The sequence below is a fragment of the Streptomyces sp. NPDC026377 genome, from assembly GCF_055567715.1.
Genome location: NZ_JBVHPV010000005.1, coordinates 399,579 through 417,940 on the forward strand (window position 1 = coordinate 399,579; position 18,362 = coordinate 417,940).

An 18,362-nucleotide genomic window follows, 5' to 3' on the forward strand; every position below is an offset into this window, starting at 1 on the left:
TCCGAGCCGCCCGACGCGAGGGTCCGCGAAGGGCAGTTCCGTCCCCGACCAGGGGAATGGTCCGGATTCACGACGGTTGTACGTCTTATCCGCACGGGACCGTCACCGATCACCGTTCCAGGATCACGGGCCGCCGGTCACCGTCTTGCTCCTCGGCTCACACGTTCGGGGGCGCCCCGTCGATCGGACGTCCGAGACCGCCCTCCATCCCTTCCGGAGCCGGGCGCTTCTGCCAGGGCAACGGGCCGCCGGGCGGCCGGTAGCCGACGCCCAGGGCGTCAAGTCGGGCGTAGTGCGCGCGCATTCGGCGCTCGAACCCGGTGAAGTCGCGCGCGGCGGGGGCGGGCAGCGCCGACCACGCCACCTCCGCGAACGCCGCGAGCCGGGGGAACATCTGGTAGTCCACGCGCCCCTGGTCCTGCATCACCTCGGTCCAGACGTTCGCCTGCGTGCCCAGAACGTGCCGCGCCTCGGCTTCGGTCAGCTGCGGCGGCACGGGCTCGAAGCGGTAGACGTCCTCCAGGGTCCGTACGTATCCGATGGGCATCGGCTCGTCGGGTCCCTCCGCCTGCCGGTGGTCCAAGTAGACCTGCTGCTCGGGGCACATGACCACGTCGTGGCCGGCGCGGGCGGCCTCGATGCCGCCCGCGTAGCCGCGCCAGGAGGAGACGGCCGCGCCGGCCGCCAGGCCGCCCTCCAGGATCTCGTCCCAGCCGATGAGGCGGCGGCCCCGCTCGGCCAGCCAGCGGTCGAAGTGGCGGATGAACCACGACTGGAGCTCGTCCTCGCCGGCGAGGCCCAGCTCCCGGATGCGGGCCTGCGCGGCCGGGGACGCCTTCCACTGGTCCTTGGGGCACTCGTCGCCGCCGATGTGGACGAACGGGGAGGCGGCGGCGGGGAAGAGTTCGAGGATCTCCTCCAGCACGCCCTCGTAGAAGCGGAGGGTGGTGTCAGTGGGAGCCAGTACGTTCGGACTGACGCCCCAGGTGTCCCAGACGGAGAGGCGGGTGGTGTCGATGACGTCGGTGTTGCCCAGTTCCGGGTATGCGGCGATGGCCGCCTGCGAGTGGCCCGGGATGTCGATTTCCGGAACCACCGAGATATGCCGCTCGGCGGCGTACGCGACGATCTCGCGGATGTCGTCCTGGGTGTAGAAGCCGCCGTGCGGCGCCTCGTTCCACAACGGCGACGCGCGATGGCCGTACTGGGTCCGCGAGCGCCAGGCACCGACCTCCGTGAGCCGGGGGAAGCGCTTGATCTCCACGCGCCAGCCCTGGTCGTCGGTGAGGTGGAAGTGGAAGACGTTGAGCTTGTGCGCGGCCATCAGATCGAGGTGGCGCAGCACGCCGTCCTTGGGCGTGAAGTGGCGTGAAACATCCAGCATCACGCCGCGCCAGGCGAACCGGGGCGCGTCCTCGATCACCTGCCACGTGATGCCGCGCCGGACGCCCGGGTCCGCGCACGCCCTGCGGTACGCGTCGGGGCCGAGCAGCTGACGCAGCGTCTGCGCGCCCCAGAAGACCCCGGCCGCGCTGCCGCCGACGATCTCGACGCTCCGGGAGACGCCGAGGCGGTACGCCTCGGGGGCGAGGTCCGGGTCGACCCGGAGAACGATGGCGCCCGAGGTGCCCGCCTCCCCCGGCGGCAGCGGCCGCCCGAGGGCGACGCCGACGGTGGACCGCAGCCAGCGGGCGACGCCTTCGGTGCCGGGGCCGGCGACGAGCGCGGTCGCCTCTCCGAGGACGAAGGCGCCCTCCCCGTGCTCCACGGAGCGGGGCGCCGGAACGAGATCCACGAAATCCATGGCCATGGGGGACACGGTAGACCCGGCCCGACGCCGACCGCGGGGCGGTGGGTGGCTGGTCGCGAGGGGAGGCTGGTCGCGGACACGTCACCGTGCCCGCGAAGGACTACTTGTCCTTGCCGCCCTTGCCCTTGTCCTTGTCCTTGTCGCCGCCCGCGCCCATGGACTCGTAGATCTCCTTGCACATGGGGCAGACCGGGTACTTCTTCGGGTCGCGGCCCGGCACCCAGACCTTGCCGCAGAGCGCGACGACGGGGGTGCCGTCGAGCGCGCTCGCCATGATCTTGTCCTTCTGGACGTAATGGGCGAAGCGCTCGTGGTCGCCGTCGCCGTTCGACACCTGCGGCGTCGGCTCGACGAGGGTCCCCGTACCTGCCCCGCGCTCGGGCTCAAGAGTGCTCATAAGTTCCTAGCCTACTGAAGCGCGGCGGCATCAGTTCAGCGAAGGGTCGTCCGGATACGTCGCCACCATGGCCAGCTCGCTGCGCTGGCGGCGCAGCACCGCGCGCCACAGGGACTCCGGCTCCGGGGAGGAGACGTCGCCCGGTTCGGACTCCACCACGTACCAGGCCCCGTCCGTCAGCTCGGCCTCCAGCTGGCCCGGGCCCCAGCCCGAGTACCCGGCGAAGATCCGCAGCGAGCCGAGGGCGGCGGCGAGCAGCTCCGGCGGCGCCTCAAGGTCGACCAGGCCGATCGCCCCGTACACCCGGCGCCAGCCGAGAGGGCCCTCGTCGCCGGGGATCACGGCCACGCCGAGCGCGGAATCCAGGGAGACCGGGCCGCCCTGGAAGACCACGCCGGGCTCCCCGGCCAGGGACGCCCAGGGCTCCAGGATGTCGCCGACGCCCACCGGGGTCGGACGGTTCAGGACCACGCCGAGCGAGCCCTCCTCGTCGTGGTCGAGGAGCAGCACCACCGCGCGGTCGAAGTTCGGATCCGCGAGGGCGGGGGTGGCGACGAGCAGCCGCCCTGTGAGCGAGGACACCTCGGTCATGCGGACATGATCCCGCATCTTCGGCCCCGAGGGGGAGCGCACGGCAGCAATGGGGCGCATCGGCTTGCCCTGCGGGCCCCGCCGGTGACACTGCGCCGAACGCGCCTGAGCGGAGCGTGTTGTGGCGAAGTCATTACGCTTGCGAACCCCCCTTGGCCATACAGGACATGGGTAGAAGCCCCTTACCCTTTTCTCTGGCCCCCTGCCCGACGATTCCGGAACGCGAGATACATGACCGGCACAGACGATGTACTGCTTGTCCACGGCGGCACTCCGCTGGAGGGTGAGATCCGCGTTCGCGGCGCGAAGAACCTCGTGCCGAAGGCGATGGTCGCCGCCCTGCTCGGCAGCGGTCCGAGCCGGCTGCGCAATGTGCCCGACATCCGTGACGTGCGCGTCGTACGCGGCCTGCTGCAGCTGCACGGCGTGACGGTACGCCCCGGTGAGGAGCCGGGTGAGCTGGTGCTCGACCCGTCGCACGTCGAAAGTGCGAACGTCGCCGACATCGACGCGCACGCGGGGTCCTCCCGCATCCCGATCCTGCTCTGCGGCCCCCTGCTGCACCGCCTGGGCCACGCCTTCATCCCGGGCCTGGGCGGCTGCGACATCGGCGGCCGGCCGATCGACTTCCACTTCGAGGTGCTGCGGCAGTTCGGCGCGACGATCGAGAAGCGCGCGGACGGCCAGTACCTGGAGGCGCCGCAGCGGCTGCGCGGCACCAAGATCCGGCTGCCGTACCCGTCGGTGGGCGCGACCGAGCAGGTGCTGCTCACGGCCGTGCTGGCCGAGGGTGTGACCGAGCTCTCCAACGCGGCCGTGGAGCCCGAGATCGAGGACCTCATCTGCGTCCTGCAGAAGATGGGCGCGATCATCGCCATGGACACGGACCGGACGATCCGGATCACCGGTGTCGACAAGCTCGGCGGGTACACCCACCGCGCCCTCTCGGACCGCCTGGAGGCCGCCTCCTGGGCGTCCGCCGCGCTGGCGACCGAGGGCAACATCTACGTCCGCGGCGCGCAGCAGCGCTCGATGATGACGTTCCTGAACACCTACCGGAAGGTCGGCGGCGCCTTCGAGATCGACGACGAGGGCATCCGGTTCTGGCACCCGGGCGGCTCGCTGAAGTCGATCGCGCTGGAGACGGACGTCCACCCCGGCTTCCAGACCGACTGGCAGCAGCCGCTGGTCGTGGCCCTCACGCAGGCCACGGGCCTGTCGATCGTCCACGAGACGGTGTACGAGTCGCGGCTCGGCTTCACGTCGGCGCTGAACCAGATGGGCGCGCACATCCAGCTGTACCGGGAGTGCCTGGGCGGCTCCGACTGCCGCTTCGGGCAGCGCAACTTCCTGCACTCGGCGGTCGTGAGCGGGCCCACGAAGCTCCAGGGCGCGGATCTGGTGATCCCGGACCTGCGGGGCGGGTTCTCGTACCTGATCGCGGCGCTGGCGGCGCAGGGGACCTCGCGGGTCCACGGGATCGATCTGATCAACCGGGGCTACGAGAACTTCATGGAGAAGCTGGTGGAGCTCGGGGCGAAGGTGGAGCTGCCGAACGGTGCGCTGAGCTGAGCCCGGGGGGCTCCCCCACCCCGCCCCTTCCCTGAACCCTCCGGGGGCCGGGAGGGGGCGGCCCCATTTCCGGGCCCCGCCCGGCCCCGCCCCCCTCCAACGCGGAGCCTCCGGCCCCGCCCCCGTTTTCGCCTGCGGACCGTGCCGGGTTACTCGCGCAGTTCCCCGCGCCCCTAGGTACTTAGGGGCGCGGGGAACTGCGCGCTCAGCCACCCATGCTCCGCAGACAAAATCCGGGCCCTGAAGGGGCGCGGGGAACTGCGCGACCAGCCCACCACCGCCCCGCAGACGAACCCCCGGCCAAAAGCCCCCCGCCCCGCAGACGGCCCCGGGCATGACGAAGGGCGGCCACCCCCTCCGCGGGGGTGGCCGCCCTCGTCCTCGGCCAGGCGGCCTCGGGACGCTTACTTGCCCTTCGCGGCTTCCTTGAGCTTCGAGCCCGCGGAGACCTTCACGCTGTAACCGGCCGGGATGTCGATCGGGTCGCCGGTCTGCGGGTTACGAGCGGTACGAGCGGCACGGTGGGTGCGCTCGAACGTCAGGAAGCCGGGGATGGTGACCTTCTCGTCGCCCTTGGCGACGACCTCGCCGACCGTCTCGGCGAGAGCGGCCAGAACGGCGTCGGCGTCCTTGCGGGTCACCTCGGCGCGGTCGGCCAGCGCGGCCACCAGCTCACTGCGGTTCATGTTCTTACTCCCGTGTTCTTCTTGCCTGTGAGGCGTGCCACGCGGCGGAAGCCGCATGTTGGGTACAGCGAAGCCGATGCTGCCAGGGGCCTCGGACAGTCCCCGGACTCGGGTCCGTGTGCACGACCTCGCGTCCTGGGGGTCCCCCCTGGACGAAGTCCTTGGGGGAGCATCCTGCCCCCACCTGTGGCGGTAAAGCCAATCCGGCACCCTTCGGAGTCACACGAAAAGCGCCAGACCCCCGTCGTGGTGACGCTCCGTCGACTCCCTGGAGACTCGCTGGAACCGCCGGGGCGGATGCGGTTCATGGTCCGCCACCCTACGGGCGGCCCCACAGCCCCGCATCCCACGACGCGCCGGAGCTCAGGCGGACGCCGCCTGGGCCGCCGTGCGCACCGCGCCCGCCACCGCGCCCGCCACCTTGTCGTTGAAGACCGACGGGATGATGTAGTTCGGGTTGAGCTCGTCCTCGGTCACCACGTCGGCGAGCGCCGCCGCGGCGGCCAGCATCATGTCCGTGTTGACCGTACGCGACTGGGCGTCCAGGAGGCCGCGGAAGACACCGGGGAAGACCAGCACGTTGTTGATCTGGTTCGGGAAGTCCGAGCGGCCGGTGGCCACCACGGTCGCGGTCTGCCGCGCGACGGCCGGGTCGACCTCGGGGTCGGGGTTCGCGAGCGCGAAGACGATGGCGCCGTCGGCCATCGCGGCCACGTCGTCGGCGTTGAGGACGTTGGGGGCGGAGACGCCGATGAAGACGTCCGCGCCGACCACGGCCTCGCGCAGCGAGCCCGTCAGGCCCTCCGGGTTGGTGTTCTCGGCGATCCAGCGCAGCGCGGCCATGTCGGAGCCGGCGCCGGCGCCGTTCAGGTCCGCGCGGCCCGAGTGGACGACGCCCTGGATGTCGGCGACGACCGCGTTCTTCACGCCGGCGGCCAGCAGCAGCTTGAGGATGGCCGTACCGGCCGCGCCCGCGCCGGACATGACGACCCGTACGTCCCCGATTCCCTTGCCCACCACGCGCAGCGCGTTGGTCAGCGCGGCCAGCACCACGATCGCGGTGCCGTGCTGGTCGTCGTGGAAGACCGGGATGTCCAGGGCCTCGCGCAGGCGCGCCTCGATCTCGAAGCAGCGGGGGGCGGAGATGTCCTCCAGGTTGATGCCCGCGAAGCCGGGGGCGATCGCCTTGACGATCGCGACGATCTCGTCGGTGTCCTGGGTGTCCAGGCAGAGCGGCCAGGCGTCGATGCCCGCGAACCGCTTGAACAGGGCCGCCTTGCCCTCCATGACCGGCAGCGCGGCCTTGGGGCCGATGTTGCCGAGGCCGAGGACGGCCGAGCCGTCGGTGACGACCGCGACCGAGTTGCGCTTGATGGTGAGGCGGCGGGCGTCCTCGGGGTTCTCGGCGATCGCCATGCAGACCCGGGCGACACCCGGGGTGTAGATCATCGAGAGGTCGTCACGGTTGCGGATGGGGTGCTTGGACGCCATCTCGATCTTGCCGCCGAGGTGCATCAGGAACGTACGGTCGGAGACCTTGCCGAGCGTGACGCCCTCGATGCCGCGCAGCTTTCCGACGATCTCGTCGGCGTGCGAGGTGGAGGTGGCCGCGATGGTGACGTCGATCCGCAGCTTCTCGTGGCCGGAGGCGGTCACGTCGAGGCCGGTGACCGAACCGCCGGAGGACTCCACGGCCGTGGTGAGCTGGGAGACCGCCGTTCCGCTGGCGGGCACCTCCAGCCTGACCGTCATCGAGTACGAGACGCTGGGCGCCGTTGCCATGACCGGGTTCCTCTGCTTTCCCTAGCTTCGTTGCTAACGCCGACCCGGACTGTGGCCGGGCAACGCCATCCGATGTTCGCACCTACCGGCTGGTAGCCGGTAACGGGCCCCACGTTCCGGAAAACAGTTTCCACCATACGAGAGATGATCGATCGGCGGAAGCCCCGGACAGCACAACAGGCCCACGCCATCCGAAGATGACGTGGGCCTGTCGCTCACGCTGAGACACCGGCCCGCCATGCTCGCCTCGCGGCAAGTGGTCGCTCGAAGCGACTAAGGTTGGGCCCGGGGGCTTGGATCGAGCCGGTGCCGTAACCAGGCTAACAAACCACTCCGGCAAGTGATTCGACCATCGCGCGTTGACTTCAGCGGATTTTTCAAGGCTCCGGGCATTCCGGGCGTTTCCGGCGTCCGGTCTCCACGGCATCCCCGGGCGGCCCCGGCGCCCCCGGCGCCCCCCACCCTCAGTCCCGCAGCAGGTCCGGCACCCCGTCCGCGTCCGGCTCGTCGCCCTCGCCCGAGACCACGGTGAGCTGCTGGGTCGCCCGGGTGAGCGCCACGTACAGCACGCGCAGCCCGGCGGGCGACTCGTCGGCGATCTCCGCCGGGGAGACCACCACCGTCGCGTCGTACTCCAGGCCCTTCGCCTCCAGGCTGCCGAGCGCCACCACGCGCTCGCCCAGACCCGCCAGCCAGCGCGCCGCCTGCTCGCGCCGCCGCATCGCGACGACCACGCCGACCGTCCCGTCGACCTGCTCCAGCAGCCGGGCCGCCTCCTCCCGCACCGACTGGGCGAGATCGGGCCCGGCCACCGCGAAGCGCGGCTCGACGCCGGTGGAGCGGACCGCCGCCGGGGACTTCATCCCCGGCATCGCCAGTGCCAGCACCCGGGCGGCCAGCTCGGCGATCTCCGCCGGGTTGCGGTAGTTCACGGTCAGCTCGAAGCGGCGGCGCGGGCGCGAACCCAGCGCCTCGTCGCGGGCGGCGGCGGCCTCGTCCGGGTCGGACCAGGACGACTGGGCCGGGTCCCCGACGACCGTCCAGGTGGCCGTGCGGCCCCGGCGGCCCACCATGCGCCACTGCATCGGCGTGAGGTCCTGCGCCTCGTCGACGATGACGTGGGCGTACTCGGTGCGCTCCTGGGCCAGCCGCTCCGCGCGCTCGCGCTGGGTCTCCTCGCGCTGCGGCATCAGCTCCTCCAGGCCGGTGAGCGCGTCCAGCGGGTCGTACTCGCGCTTCTTCCTGGGCCTTGCCGGGGTGCCGAGCAGCGTCTGGAGCTCGTCCAGGAGCGCCACGTCGTGCACCGACAGGGGCCCCTGGCCGTTCGCGTCGAGCCGGGAGAGGGAACGGGCCAGGCGCCGGGTCTCCCCAGGGGTCAGGACCCGCCGCGCCCAGCGGCCCAGGCGCCGCTCGTCGCCCATCGCCGCGAGCACCCCGCGCGGGGTGAGCTCGGGCCACCAGGCGTCCAGGAACGCGATGAAGGCGTCCTCGGAGGTGATGTCGTCGTCGAAGGACGAGCGCAGCTCGGCGGCCAGCTCCGGGTCGGTGTGGCGGCCGGCCGCGCCGGATCTGCTCCACAGGGCGTCCAGGAGCAGCTTGCGGGCGCGCGGGCGCAGCAGGTTGACCGGCGCGGTGCCGGACAGCACGGCGTGCCGGATGCGGCGCAGCTCCTCGGCCTCCAGCTCCACGCGCCGCCCGAAGGCGACGACGCGCAGCCGGGTGGGGGTCGCGGCGGCCGTCGCGGCCGTCTCCTCGCCCTCCTCGCCGAGGGCGAGCTGCCCGTTGTCGCGGGCGGGGTTGCCCCGGCGGGTCCTGCCCCGCGCGGGGTCGGCCGTCTCCAGGGCCCCGCGCGCCGCCTTGCGCAGCACCTGGAGCATCCGGGAGGAACCCTTGATCCGGGCGACGGCCGGCTCGTCGTACGCCGTGGCCTCGGCGCCGTCGACCAGGCTGCCGACCGCGCGGATCGCCACCTGGCCCTCCTCGCCGAGCGAGGGCAGCACGCCCTCGGTGTACGCCACGAGCAGCGGGGTCGGGGAGACGATCAGGATGCCGCCCGCGTACCGGCGGCGGTCCTGGTAGAGCAGGTACGCGGCGCGGTGCAGCGCGACGGCGGTCTTGCCGGTGCCGGGGCCGCCCTCCACATAGGTGACGGACGCGGCGGGCGCCCGGATCACCAGGTCCTGCTCGGCCTGGATCGACGCCACGATGTCCCGCATGGTGTGGCTGCGGGCCTGGCCGAGCGCGGCCATCAGGGCGCCGTCGCCGACCACGGCCAGCTCGGCGCCGTCGAGCGTGGCGGTGAGCTCCGGGCGCATCAGGTCGTCCTCGACACCGAGGACCTTGCGGCCCTTGGAGCGGATGACGCGGCGGCGCACCACCCGGCCGGGGTCGACCGGCGTGGAGCGGTAGAACGGCGCGGCGGCGGGCGCGCGCCAGTCGATGACCAGCGGCGCGTAGTCCGCGTCCAGGACGCCGATACGGCCGATGTGGAGCGTTTCGGCGATCTCGGCGTACTTCCCGCTCGCGTCCTCCCGTACGGCGCCCTCGGCGGGCTCCACGGCCGTGTAGGCCCCGTCGGGGCCCTTCCTGCCGTCCTGGCCGAGGAGGAGGTCGATCCGGCCGAAGAGGAAGTCCTCGAACTCGTTGTTCAGGCGGTTGAGGTGGATGCCCGCCCGGAAGACCTGGGCGTCCCGTTCCGCCAGGGCTCCGGGCGTTCCCACCTGGCCGCGCTGGGCGGCGTCGTTCATCAGGAACTCGGCCTCGTGGATCTTCTCCTCCAGGCGGCGGTACACCCTGTCCAGGTGTTCCTGTTCGACTCCGGTCTCACGGTCTCTGACCGAGTCGACAGCGGCTTCCTGCGCGGCCACCTGGGCCCCCTTCTGACGTGCATTGGGCAGCCGTCAACCGTACGCCAAGGGGGCGGGTCTGTCAGGCGGTGACCGGCCGCCCGGCCGGTCACCGGTCAGGCGGGGACGTCCACCAGGGCCCTGCCGTCGAGGGTCCGGACCTCGAAATGATCAATCTGGTCCCGGTTCATGGCGGTACCGCCGTGCACATAGAGGGGGTACTCCGCCTCCTTGTTCGGGCTGTCCTTGATCCCGTATCCCCACTTCGGCACCGCCCAGGTGGTCACGGTCTCCTGCGCGCCGTCGCGGCCGACCGCGATGAGGCTGCACTTGAGCGGGCCCTTCACGTTCTTGAGCTGGAGGACGGTGTGGGTGCCCCACCCCTTCCTCTCGGTGCCGACGGTCGCGGTGACGCCGGTGGTGGCGTCGGTCGCGGCCACCTTCTGGGTCATGTGGTTGAAGAAGGCGTCCTCGGCGGGGCTGGTCGGGTGCGGCTCGACGGCCGCGCTCTGGTGCGTACCGCCGTCGGAGGTGGCCAGCACGGCGATCGCCGGGCCGCCCACGATCAGCGCGGCGGCCGCCGCCACCAGGTAGGTCGTGCGGCGCCTGCGCCTGGCCCGGCGCGCCGCCACCTCGTCGATGAGCCGTTCGCTCATGCTGGGCGGCGCCGGGCGCAGCGGCCGGGCGGCGGGCCCGGGGAACTCCTTCAGGGTGGCCAGGAGCGGCTCCAGGCCGCCGAGCCGGTCGAGCTCGGCCGCGCACAGCTCGCAGCCCGCCAGATGGGCCTCGAAGGCGGTGGCCTCGGCGTCGTCGAGGATGCCGAGCGCGTACGCGGCGACCGCCTCGTGCTCGGACTGGTACTCCGGTGTGCTCATGCCGTCACCCCCCGTTCCTCCAACGCGAGTTTCATGGACCGCAGGGCGTAGAACACCCGGGACCTGACGGTCCCGCTCGGCACACCCAGCACTTCGGCCGCTTCATTGACCGTACGTCCTTTGAAGTACGTCTCCACCAGCGCCTCGCGGTGCGCGGGTGTCAGGTCGTCGAGCGCGTCCGAGAGCGTCATCAGCCACAGCGCCTTGTCGATCTCGTCCTCCGCGGGCATGACCTCCAGCGGCGACGGATCGACCTCCTGCGGCCGGGCCTGCCGGCTGCGGTGGCCGTCGATGACGATGCGCCGTGCGACCGTCACCAGCCAGGGGCGGACCGAACCGGTCGCTCTGTTGAGCTGACCGGCGTTCTTCCAGGCACGGATGAGCGTCTCCTGCACGACGTCCTCGGCCCGCTGACGGTCGCCGGCGACGAGACGGAGCACATACGCGAGCAGCGGGCCCGCGTGTTCGCGGTAGAGCGCCCGCATCAGCTCCTCGTCGGGGACGGAGCGGTGCCGGGCGCCTTGCGGACGGTCATCGGCCACGGCGGCATCCTTGCGCACCAGAACCTCCCGGTCGAGACCCGGCCGGCACGCGGATCGCGTTCCGGCTCACCTCTCCATACGGGCGGTTGTCCGCAACCATTCAAACGGCGGGCGAGAAATGTTTGGCGGGCCGTCGACCCGGCTGACCGGCCGGGTCTCACAGAGCGGCGGCCGCCGTGCGCCGCCGGTGGCGCGCCACCCGCTCCCGGTTGCCGCACACCTCGCTGGAGCACCAGCGCCTGCGGCGCCCTCGCGAGGTGTCGAGGTAGAGCCGGAAGCAGTTGTCGCCCTCGCACCGGCGCAGCCGGGACCGGTCCTGCGGGTCGGTGAGCAGCTCCACCGCGTCCCGGGCGACCACGGCGAGCAGCGCGGTGCAGTCGGGCGCGGCGCTGAGGCTGCGCACCAGCCGCCCGTCGGCGCCGCGGATCGCACGTACGCCCGGGGGTGCCGCGGCGGCCAGGGCATTGACCCGCTCCAGCGCGGCCGTGGCCGTCCCGCCGCGCCCGCCGAGCTCGGCGTCGACCAACTGCCGGATGTGCTCGCGCAGTTCGGTGAAGCGCGCGAGCCACTGCCCGTCCGCCTCCGGGAGGGGGGTGCCCGGCGGCACGAGTCCGGCGCCGACGAGCCACTGTCCGAGCCGCCCGGCGCCGTCCAGCTGATCGCTCTCGTACGCCCCGGTCGCCACCAGGTCCAGACAGATCCGCCCGGAGTCGAACCGCAACATGCGCCACCGCCTTGGGGGTTGCCGGTGAGTGCCGTACCCCCAGAGTGCCCGCCCGGCGGCGGCGCCGGAAGCCCTCCTGCCGGCGCGGCCGGACCGGTCCGCGCCCGGGGGCGGCTCCCGTGCCGGCCGCTCCTCAGCCGTCCGCGTACTTGGCGTCCGCCGCGGGGTCGAGGGCCAGCCGGTAGCCGCGCTTGACCACGGTCTGGATGAGCTTGGGGGCGCCCAGCGCGGTACGCAGCCGGGTCATCGCGGTCTCCACGGCGTGCTCGTCGGTGCCCGAGCCGGGCAGCGCCCTGAGCAGGTCGGCGCGGGAGACGACCCAGCCGGGCTGCTGGGCGAGGGCGCGCAGCAGCGACATCCCGGCGGGCGGGACGGGCCGCACCTCGCCGTCGACCAGGACCGCGTGGCCGCGGATCTCCACCCGGCGCCCGGCGACCGGCAGGGCCCGCGCCCGGGCGGGCAGTTCGCAGCAGAGCAGCTGGACCAGCGGCCCGAGCCGGAACCGCTCGGGCGAGACCGTCTTGATCCCGCGCGCCTGGAGCGGCAGCGCGGTGACCGGCCCGACGCAGGCGGCCAGTACGTCCCGGTCGAGGGCCCGCAGCAGCTCGGGGAGCTGGCCGCGCTCCTCGGCCCGGGAGAAGAGGGAGGCGGCGGCGGGCGCGCTGGTGAAGGTGAGCGCGTCCACGCCGCGGCTCAGGGTGAGGTCGAGCAGCCGGTCGAGCGGGCCGAGGTCCTCCGGCGGCAGCCACCGGTAGACGGGGACGCCGACGACCTGGGCCCCGCCGGCCCGCAGCGCCTCCACGAAGCCGGGCAGCGGCTCCCCGTGCAGCTGCACGGCTATCCGGCGGCCCTCGACGCCCTGCTCCAGGAGCCGGTCCAGGACCTCGGCCATCGAGTCGGACGAGGGCGACCACTTCTCGGTGAGCCCGGCCGCCCGTATCGCGCCCTTGACCTTCGGCCCGCGCGCGAGCAGTTCGGTGGCGCCGAGCCGGGCGAGCAGCGCCTCGCCGAGCCCCCAGCCGTCGGCGGCCTCCACCCACCCCCGGAAGCCGATGGCGGTGGTGGCGACGACGATGTGCGGCGGCTCGTCGATCAGCTCCTTGGTGGCCGAGAGCAGCTCGCCGTCGTTGGCGAGCGGCACGATCCGCAGGGCGGGCGCCTGCACCACGGCGGCGCCGCGCCGCTGCAGGAGCGCCCCCAGCTCGTCGGCGCGGCGGGCGGCGGTGACTCCGACCGTGAACCCCGCGAGGGGTCCGTGCTGTGTGTCGACCATGGCTCTCCAACCGGGGTGGTGCGGCGGCTGGGCCGAGCCTGCCAACCCCGCGTGACAGGCTCGGTTCGCGCGCGTGTCCCCCGCGTTACGGCGGGGGCGGGCGCGCGGCCCGTGTGACCTATTAGACCTCGGCGTATACGGGTTCGGCCGTGGTCCGTGCCCGGACCGGACGGCGAAGGTATACCGCCCAGGTGGTCGTGAAACAGGCCGCGTAGAAGGCGAGGAAGGAGACGAAGGCGGCGGTTCCGGTTCCACCGGTCATGAACGACTGGCGGAAGGCGAGGTTGATCCCGAGGCCGCCGAGCGCCCCGACGGCGCCGATCAGCCCCATGGCGGCCCCGGAGAGCCGCCGCCCGTACGCCGCGGCGGCCTCGCCCTCCATGCCCCGGGAGACGGCCGTGGCCTGGAAGATCGCGGGGATCATCTTGTACGTGGAGCCGTTGCCGAGCCCGCTGAGCACGAAGAGCGCGATGAAGCCGACGAGGAAGACCCCGAGGGACTTCTGTACGGAAGCGAAGATCACGACCCCGGTCGCGGCGGCCATCGCGGCGAACGTCCACAGCGTGATCCGCGCCCCGCCGACCCGGTCGGCGAGCGAGCCGCCGATGGGCCGGATCACCGAGCCGAGCAGCGGCCCGATGAAGGTGAGGGAGGCGGCCTGGAGCGGGGTGCGCCCGAACTGCGTCTGCAGGACGAGTCCGAAGGCGAAGCTGTAGCCGATGAACGACCCGAAGGTCCCCACGTACAGGAACGCCATGATCCAGGTGTGCCGGTCGCGCACGGCCTCCAGGGCGGCGCCGGTGTCGTTCTTGACGGGCGCGAGGTTGTCCATCTTCAGCGCGGCGCCGAGTGCGGCGGCCACGATGAGCGGCACGTACACCCCGAGCACGATCCGCGGGTGCGAGGCCCCGGCGGTCCCGATGACGAGCAGCCCGATGAGCTGCACGACGGGCACCCCGATGTTGCCGCCTCCCGCGTTGAGCCCGAGGGCCCACCCCTTCTTCCGCAGCGGGAAGAACGAGTTGATATTGGTCATGGACGAGGCGAAGTTCCCGCCTCCGACGCCGGCGAGGGCGGCGACGAGCATGAACGTGGTGTACGAGGTTCCGGGCTCCATCACGGCGAACGCGGCGCCCGCGGGCACCAGCAGCGAAAGGGCGCTGAAGATGGTCCAGTTCCGGCCACCGAACTTGGCGACCGCGAAGGTGTAGGGGATCCGTACGACCGCTCCGACGGCGGTGGCGGTCGAGATCAGGAAGAACTTCCCCGCGGGGTCGACGTGGTACTCGGGCCCCATGAACAGCACCATCACCGACCACATGGTCCAGATGGAGAACCCGATGTGCTCGGAGAACACCGAGAACCAGAGGTTGCGCCGGGCGATCCGCTCCCCGGTCCGCTCCCAGAACACCTCGTCCTCGGGATCCCACTCCTCGATCCAACGGCCTTTCATGACGCCTCCCTGATCGACGGGTCGTAGCGCTGCGGCGCGCGGGACCGTCCCCGCTGGCTGTTTCCGGACACCGACGGTAGGGAGGCCGCATTTCACCCCCGTGCCGCCGCGTGACCATGGGGCAACCTTGTGTTCACGGGGGCTGGCTGGATGCGGTGAGGCCGTCCCCGCACCCCGTCCTCACCGCGCCGGCCCTTCCTCTGTGAGCACGGCTGTACGGAGTGATCCTGAGGGAAGGGGGGCGGGGCGGGAACGGGGGGTGTCCGCAGTCGCACACGAAAGAAGGGCCCGGACGGATCGTCCGGGCCCCTTCTTGTCGCTCATGCCGTCAGCGCTTGGCTTTCGCGCCCCCGCCGTCCGGCCACAACCGCGGGCGGCGCTTGGCCGCCACGTCCTCGACCCAGCCGAAACTCAGGACGCAGAGCCCGATCAGGAGCCAGGTGAAGGCGAGCACCGGCCAGGGGCTGTCCAGGAGCCACGGCACGCTCTCACCCAGGCTGCCCACGCCCCACAGCTGGTCCCACATCGTCGCGGCGGCGAGGATGCAGACGTTGTGCCACAGGTAGACCGTCACCGCCCGCGAGTTGAGCAGGGTGATCAGCCGGTCCCAGCGGCGCAGCCTCGGCGGCCACTCGGACCACGACGGGCTGAAGTGGAGGAGCAGCAGGACCGCCCCGAAGGACCACAGAGCCTGGGCGAGCGGGATCCCGTCCAGCTCGTTGCCGCCACCGAAGTCGTTCCGCATGGCCCACCACAGGCCGGTGCCGAGGATGAACGGGGAGACCGCCGGGACGATGTACCGCGGGACCTTGCTCAGCACGCCCTGCTGGTGGGCCATGCCCAGGACCCAGCAGGCGCCGAAGGTGGAGAAGTCGGTGACCGCGGAGTCGATCCGCTCCGGGATGTCGAAGCTGCCGAGGGTCATGACGGCCGACAGCACCAGCGGCGCCAGGATCGTCGTCCACGGCACCTTGCGCAGGTACCGAAGGATCAGCGGCGACAGCAGGACGTACCAGAGGTAGGCGCGCAGGTACCAGAGCGGCTCGGCGACGTTGCCCGCCCAGGAGCCGTCCAGGAAGCCGTGCACACCCGGGAGGTCGGCCGCGTACGGCGGGTCGCTCAGGGGGACGATCCAGAACAGGAGGTGGCCCCACCACCAGGCGGGGTGCCCGTCCGCGTCCGGTCCCCAGCCCTGCGCGATCATGCCGGTGACACCGATCGCGCCCAGCAGCCACATCGGCGGCAGCAGGCGCCGCATCCGGCTGCGGATGACCTGCGGGGCAGGGCGCTTGAGGGACCGCCCCATGAGGTTGCCGGCGAGCGCGAACATGACGCCCATGGAGGGGAAGGCCAGCGGCAGCCAGACCCAGCCCATCAGGTGGTAGAGGACGACCCGGAACAGCGCGAGCGCCCTGAGCAGGTCGAAGTAGCGGTCGCGGCCGGGCCGCGGCGCGGGCGTCGCCTCCGCCTTGTGGCGCAGGGCGGCCGCCGGCGGGGTCAGATAGCGGGGCTCACCGCCCGGCTGCCCGGCGTGCGGGCCCGCCCCTTCGCCGACGGGCACGCCCGTGCCTGCCGGGGCCGCGGCGTAAGGAGCCGCACCCGGCTCGCTGGTCCCGTACGGACCCGGCTGCGGCCAGGCGCCCGTGGGCTCGGTGGTGGTCATGCGACGGGCCTCCGGTCGATGTTCTCCTTGCTGCCGCGCTGGCTGGGGATGCCCCCGGGCGCCTCCACCACACCCGTGCGCCGGAGCTTCTGCCAGCGCAGGCGGCCGCCGGTGAGGGCGGTGATCCAGGACTGCAGGAGCACCACGTACATCAGCTGGCGGTAGAGGATCTGCTGGAGCGGGAGCGACACCAGGTGGGTGAGGCGTTCGCGGTCCAGGCGGAACGCGTAGGCCGCGCAGACCAGTTGGATCAGCAGGACGCTCAGCCACGCCACCACGGTCTTCTGGGTCGGGCCGAAGACCAGGCCGTAGAGGAGGAACACGTCGATCAGAGGGGCCAGCAGGGGGGCCAGGACCATGAAGAGCGAGACCAGGGGCAGGCCCACGCGGCCGAAGCGGCCCGAGGGGCCGCGCTCGAAGACGGCGCCGCGGTGCTTCCAGATCGCCTGCATCGTGCCGTACGACCAGCGGTAGCGCTGCGACCAGAGCTGCTGGACGGATTCGGGCGCCTCGGTCCAGGCGCGCGCGTTCTCCGCGTACACCACCCGCCAGCCGTCGCGGTGCATCGCCATGGTGACGTCGGTGTCCTCGGCGAGGGTGTCCTCGCTGATGCCGCCGACCCGCTCCAGGGCGGTGCGGCGGAAGGCGCCGACCGCGCCGGGGATGGTCGGCATGCAGCCCAGCATGTCGTACATCCGGCGGTCCAGGTTGAAGCCCATCACGTACTCGATGTGCTGCCAGGCGCCGATGAGCGAGTCGCGGTTGCCCACCTTGGCGTTGCCCGCGACCGCGCCGACCTTCGGGTCGCCGAACGGCTGCACCAGCTCGCGCACGGTCGACGGTTCGAAGACGGTGTCGCCGTCCATCATCACGACGATGTCGTACCGGGCGTTGCGGATGCCGTTGTTGAGCGCGGACGGCTTGCCGCCGTTGGGCTGGCGGATCACCCGGACGTTCGGCAGCCACATCGCCTCGACGATGTCCGCGGTGCCGTCGGTGGAGCCGTCGTCGACGACGAGGACCTCGATGGGATGGTCGCTCGCCATCAGCGAGCGCACGGTGTTGGCGATGCACTCGCGCTCGTTGTACGCCGGGACGATCACCGAGACCGGCTCGGTGACCTCCGGGCCCCAGCGGAAGCCGCGCCCCCGCACCTTGCGCGCGTGCAGGAACGACAGGATCAGCATCAGGCCGAACCGGGCGAAGACCAGCACGCCGATCACGGCGAGCCCGCCGACCAGGACGTCGGTGGTGTGCTCGGAGACCTGGACGGCGAAGACGAACGCCTTGCCCTTCCACAGGTCCATGCCGGTGACCGGGGTGTGCGCGCTGGGCGCGTTCAGGGCCTCGGTCAGATTCACGAACGCGTAGCCCTTGCCCTGGAGCCGGGGCAGGAAGGTGTCGAGCGCGGCCACGGTCTGCGAGCGGTCGCCGCCGGAGTCGTGCATCAGGACGATGGCGCCCTTGCCGTGCTTGGGCGTGGCGTTCTTGATGATCGTCTCGATGCCCGGGCGCTGCCAGTCCTCACTGTCGGTGGAGTCCAGCGCGGTGATGTACCCGCGGCTGCCGACGTACTGGATCACCGGCCAGTTCTGGTCGTCGATCGCATCCGCGAACGACGAGTACGGCGGCCGGAAGAGGGAGGTGCGGATGCCGGCGGCGCCTTCGAGGGCGAGCTGGTTCTGCGCGAGCTCCCAGTCGATGCGGGCGTGCGACTGGTAGGAGAGGTCGGGGTGGTTGAAGGTGTGCAGGCCGACCTCGTGGCCCTCGTCGACCATCCGCTTGATCAGACCGGGGTAGCGGGCGGCGTTGGCGCCGGTGACGAAGAAGACGCCGTGCGCGTGGTACTTCTTCAGCTGGTCGAGCACCTTCGGGGTCCAGGTGGGGTCCGGACCGTCGTCGAAGGTGATCACCAGCTTGTGCTTGGGGATGTCGAGGCTGGTGGGCTTGGCGGTTCCCCGCGCGTCGATGACCGGGCCGCCGTCCAGGATGCGCTCGGGCACCCGGCCGGTGGACGCCTCGGGGCGTATGCGGTGGTCGGCGAGTATCTCGTTGTGGACGTACCCGCGCAGCATCAGCATCACGAAGAGCGCGACGAGGAAGAGCAGGGGCAGCAGATAGCGCATGGGCAGTCTGCGGCGCCTGGGC

General features: G+C 72.0%; 14 protein-coding genes. 1 reads left to right on the plus strand and 13 read right to left on the minus strand.

From position 1 onward, the window contains the following. Positions 1 to 157: 157 nt before the first annotated feature. From ACZ4MU_RS14270 to ACZ4MU_RS14280, 3 genes are all read right to left on the minus strand, one after another. On the minus strand, positions 158 to 1,810 hold the full coding sequence (locus tag ACZ4MU_RS14270) for a beta-N-acetylhexosaminidase (RefSeq protein WP_467875376.1): 1,653 nt from the start codon (positions 1,808 to 1,810) through the stop codon (positions 158 to 160). A 100-nt stretch (positions 1,811 to 1,910) separates the two neighbouring features. Next, positions 1,911 to 2,207, minus strand: coding sequence for a DUF3039 domain-containing protein (locus tag ACZ4MU_RS14275; RefSeq protein WP_467875378.1), 297 nt, complete (start codon positions 2,205 to 2,207; stop codon positions 1,911 to 1,913). Positions 2,208 to 2,237: 30 nt separating this feature from the next. Beyond that, positions 2,238 to 2,798 carry a YqgE/AlgH family protein gene (locus ACZ4MU_RS14280; RefSeq protein WP_385547048.1) on the minus strand — a complete coding sequence of 187 codons (561 nt, stop codon included), beginning with the start codon at positions 2,796 to 2,798 and terminating at the stop codon, positions 2,238 to 2,240. Between the two features lie 231 nt (positions 2,799 to 3,029). Between ACZ4MU_RS14280 and murA the strand changes: the two genes are divergently transcribed. Next, the gene (gene murA, locus ACZ4MU_RS14285) at positions 3,030 to 4,370 is read left to right on the plus strand and encodes a UDP-N-acetylglucosamine 1-carboxyvinyltransferase (protein WP_358837676.1); all 1,341 of its coding nucleotides are present in this window, start codon (positions 3,030 to 3,032) and stop codon (positions 4,368 to 4,370) included. A 404-nt stretch (positions 4,371 to 4,774) separates the two neighbouring features. On the opposite strand, the gene ACZ4MU_RS14290 is transcribed toward murA, so the two are convergent. The 10 genes from ACZ4MU_RS14290 to ACZ4MU_RS14335 form a co-directional block, all read right to left on the minus strand. After that, a complete protein-coding gene (locus ACZ4MU_RS14290) occupies positions 4,775 to 5,056 on the minus strand; it encodes an HU family DNA-binding protein (RefSeq protein ID WP_015033921.1) in 282 nt (93 codons plus the stop codon). Positions 5,057 to 5,419: 363 nt separating this feature from the next. Further along, on the minus strand, positions 5,420 to 6,838 hold the full coding sequence (locus tag ACZ4MU_RS14295; RefSeq protein WP_467875381.1) for an NAD-dependent malic enzyme: 1,419 nt from the start codon (positions 6,836 to 6,838) through the stop codon (positions 5,420 to 5,422). Between the two features lie 464 nt (positions 6,839 to 7,302). Then, on the minus strand, positions 7,303 to 9,705 hold the full coding sequence (locus tag ACZ4MU_RS14300) for a HelD family protein (protein ID WP_467875384.1): 2,403 nt from the start codon (positions 9,703 to 9,705) through the stop codon (positions 7,303 to 7,305). 95 nt (positions 9,706 to 9,800) lie between these two features. Beyond that, positions 9,801 to 10,559, minus strand: a complete 759-nt coding sequence (locus tag ACZ4MU_RS14305; protein WP_467875386.1) for an anti-sigma factor family protein — start codon at positions 10,557 to 10,559, stop codon at positions 9,801 to 9,803. Beyond that, on the minus strand, positions 10,556 to 11,119 hold the full coding sequence (locus ACZ4MU_RS14310) for a sigma-70 family RNA polymerase sigma factor (protein ID WP_101388525.1): 564 nt from the start codon (positions 11,117 to 11,119) through the stop codon (positions 10,556 to 10,558). Before ACZ4MU_RS14310 ends, ACZ4MU_RS14305 begins: the two co-directional genes overlap by 4 nt. A gap of 139 nt (positions 11,120 to 11,258) precedes the next feature. Continuing rightward, on the minus strand, positions 11,259 to 11,825 hold the full coding sequence (locus ACZ4MU_RS14315) for a CGNR zinc finger domain-containing protein (RefSeq protein ID WP_467875388.1): 567 nt from the start codon (positions 11,823 to 11,825) through the stop codon (positions 11,259 to 11,261). Positions 11,826 to 11,958: 133 nt separating this feature from the next. Next, positions 11,959 to 13,098: a uroporphyrinogen-III synthase gene (locus ACZ4MU_RS14320; protein WP_467875390.1), complete on the minus strand. Its 1,140-nt coding sequence runs from the start codon at positions 13,096 to 13,098 to the stop codon at positions 11,959 to 11,961. Between the two features lie 121 nt (positions 13,099 to 13,219). Then, positions 13,220 to 14,551 carry an MFS transporter gene (locus ACZ4MU_RS14325; protein WP_467875392.1) on the minus strand — a complete coding sequence of 444 codons (1,332 nt, stop codon included), beginning with the start codon at positions 14,549 to 14,551 and terminating at the stop codon, positions 13,220 to 13,222. Positions 14,552 to 14,879: 328 nt separating this feature from the next. Further along, positions 14,880 to 16,214, minus strand: a complete 1,335-nt coding sequence (locus tag ACZ4MU_RS14330; RefSeq protein ID WP_467875394.1) for an acyltransferase family protein — start codon at positions 16,212 to 16,214, stop codon at positions 14,880 to 14,882. Then, positions 16,211 to 18,340, minus strand: a complete 2,130-nt coding sequence (locus tag ACZ4MU_RS14335) for a bifunctional polysaccharide deacetylase/glycosyltransferase family 2 protein (RefSeq protein ID WP_467875548.1) — start codon at positions 18,338 to 18,340, stop codon at positions 16,211 to 16,213. Before ACZ4MU_RS14335 ends, ACZ4MU_RS14330 begins: the two co-directional genes overlap by 4 nt. Between the last annotated feature and the right edge of the window lie 22 nt (positions 18,341 to 18,362).

What these genes read in the sequence shown, in the direction of transcription:
- ACZ4MU_RS14325 (WP_467875392.1), bottom strand. Translation starts at nt 14,551, where the DNA reads ATGAAAGGCCGTTGGATCGAGGAGTGGGATCCCGAGGACGAGGTGTTC.
- ACZ4MU_RS14305 (WP_467875386.1), bottom strand. Translation starts at nt 10,559, where the DNA reads ATGAGCACACCGGAGTACCAGTCCGAGCACGAGGCGGTCGCCGCGTAC.
- ACZ4MU_RS14275 (WP_467875378.1), bottom strand. Translation starts at nt 2,207, where the DNA reads ATGAGCACTCTTGAGCCCGAGCGCGGGGCAGGTACGGGGACCCTCGTC.
- ACZ4MU_RS14335 (WP_467875548.1), bottom strand. Translation starts at nt 18,340, where the DNA reads ATGCGCTATCTGCTGCCCCTGCTCTTCCTCGTCGCGCTCTTCGTGATG.
- ACZ4MU_RS14280 (WP_385547048.1), bottom strand. Translation starts at nt 2,798, where the DNA reads ATGACCGAGGTGTCCTCGCTCACAGGGCGGCTGCTCGTCGCCACCCCC.
- ACZ4MU_RS14330 (WP_467875394.1), bottom strand. Translation starts at nt 16,214, where the DNA reads ATGACCACCACCGAGCCCACGGGCGCCTGGCCGCAGCCGGGTCCGTAC.
- ACZ4MU_RS14320 (WP_467875390.1), bottom strand. Translation starts at nt 13,098, where the DNA reads ATGGTCGACACACAGCACGGACCCCTCGCGGGGTTCACGGTCGGAGTC.
- murA (WP_358837676.1), top strand. Translation starts at nt 3,030, where the DNA reads ATGACCGGCACAGACGATGTACTGCTTGTCCACGGCGGCACTCCGCTG.
- ACZ4MU_RS14295 (WP_467875381.1), bottom strand. Translation starts at nt 6,838, where the DNA reads ATGGCAACGGCGCCCAGCGTCTCGTACTCGATGACGGTCAGGCTGGAG.
- ACZ4MU_RS14290 (WP_015033921.1), bottom strand. Translation starts at nt 5,056, where the DNA reads ATGAACCGCAGTGAGCTGGTGGCCGCGCTGGCCGACCGCGCCGAGGTG.
- ACZ4MU_RS14315 (WP_467875388.1), bottom strand. Translation starts at nt 11,825, where the DNA reads ATGTTGCGGTTCGACTCCGGGCGGATCTGTCTGGACCTGGTGGCGACC.
- ACZ4MU_RS14270 (WP_467875376.1), bottom strand. Translation starts at nt 1,810, where the DNA reads ATGGCCATGGATTTCGTGGATCTCGTTCCGGCGCCCCGCTCCGTGGAG.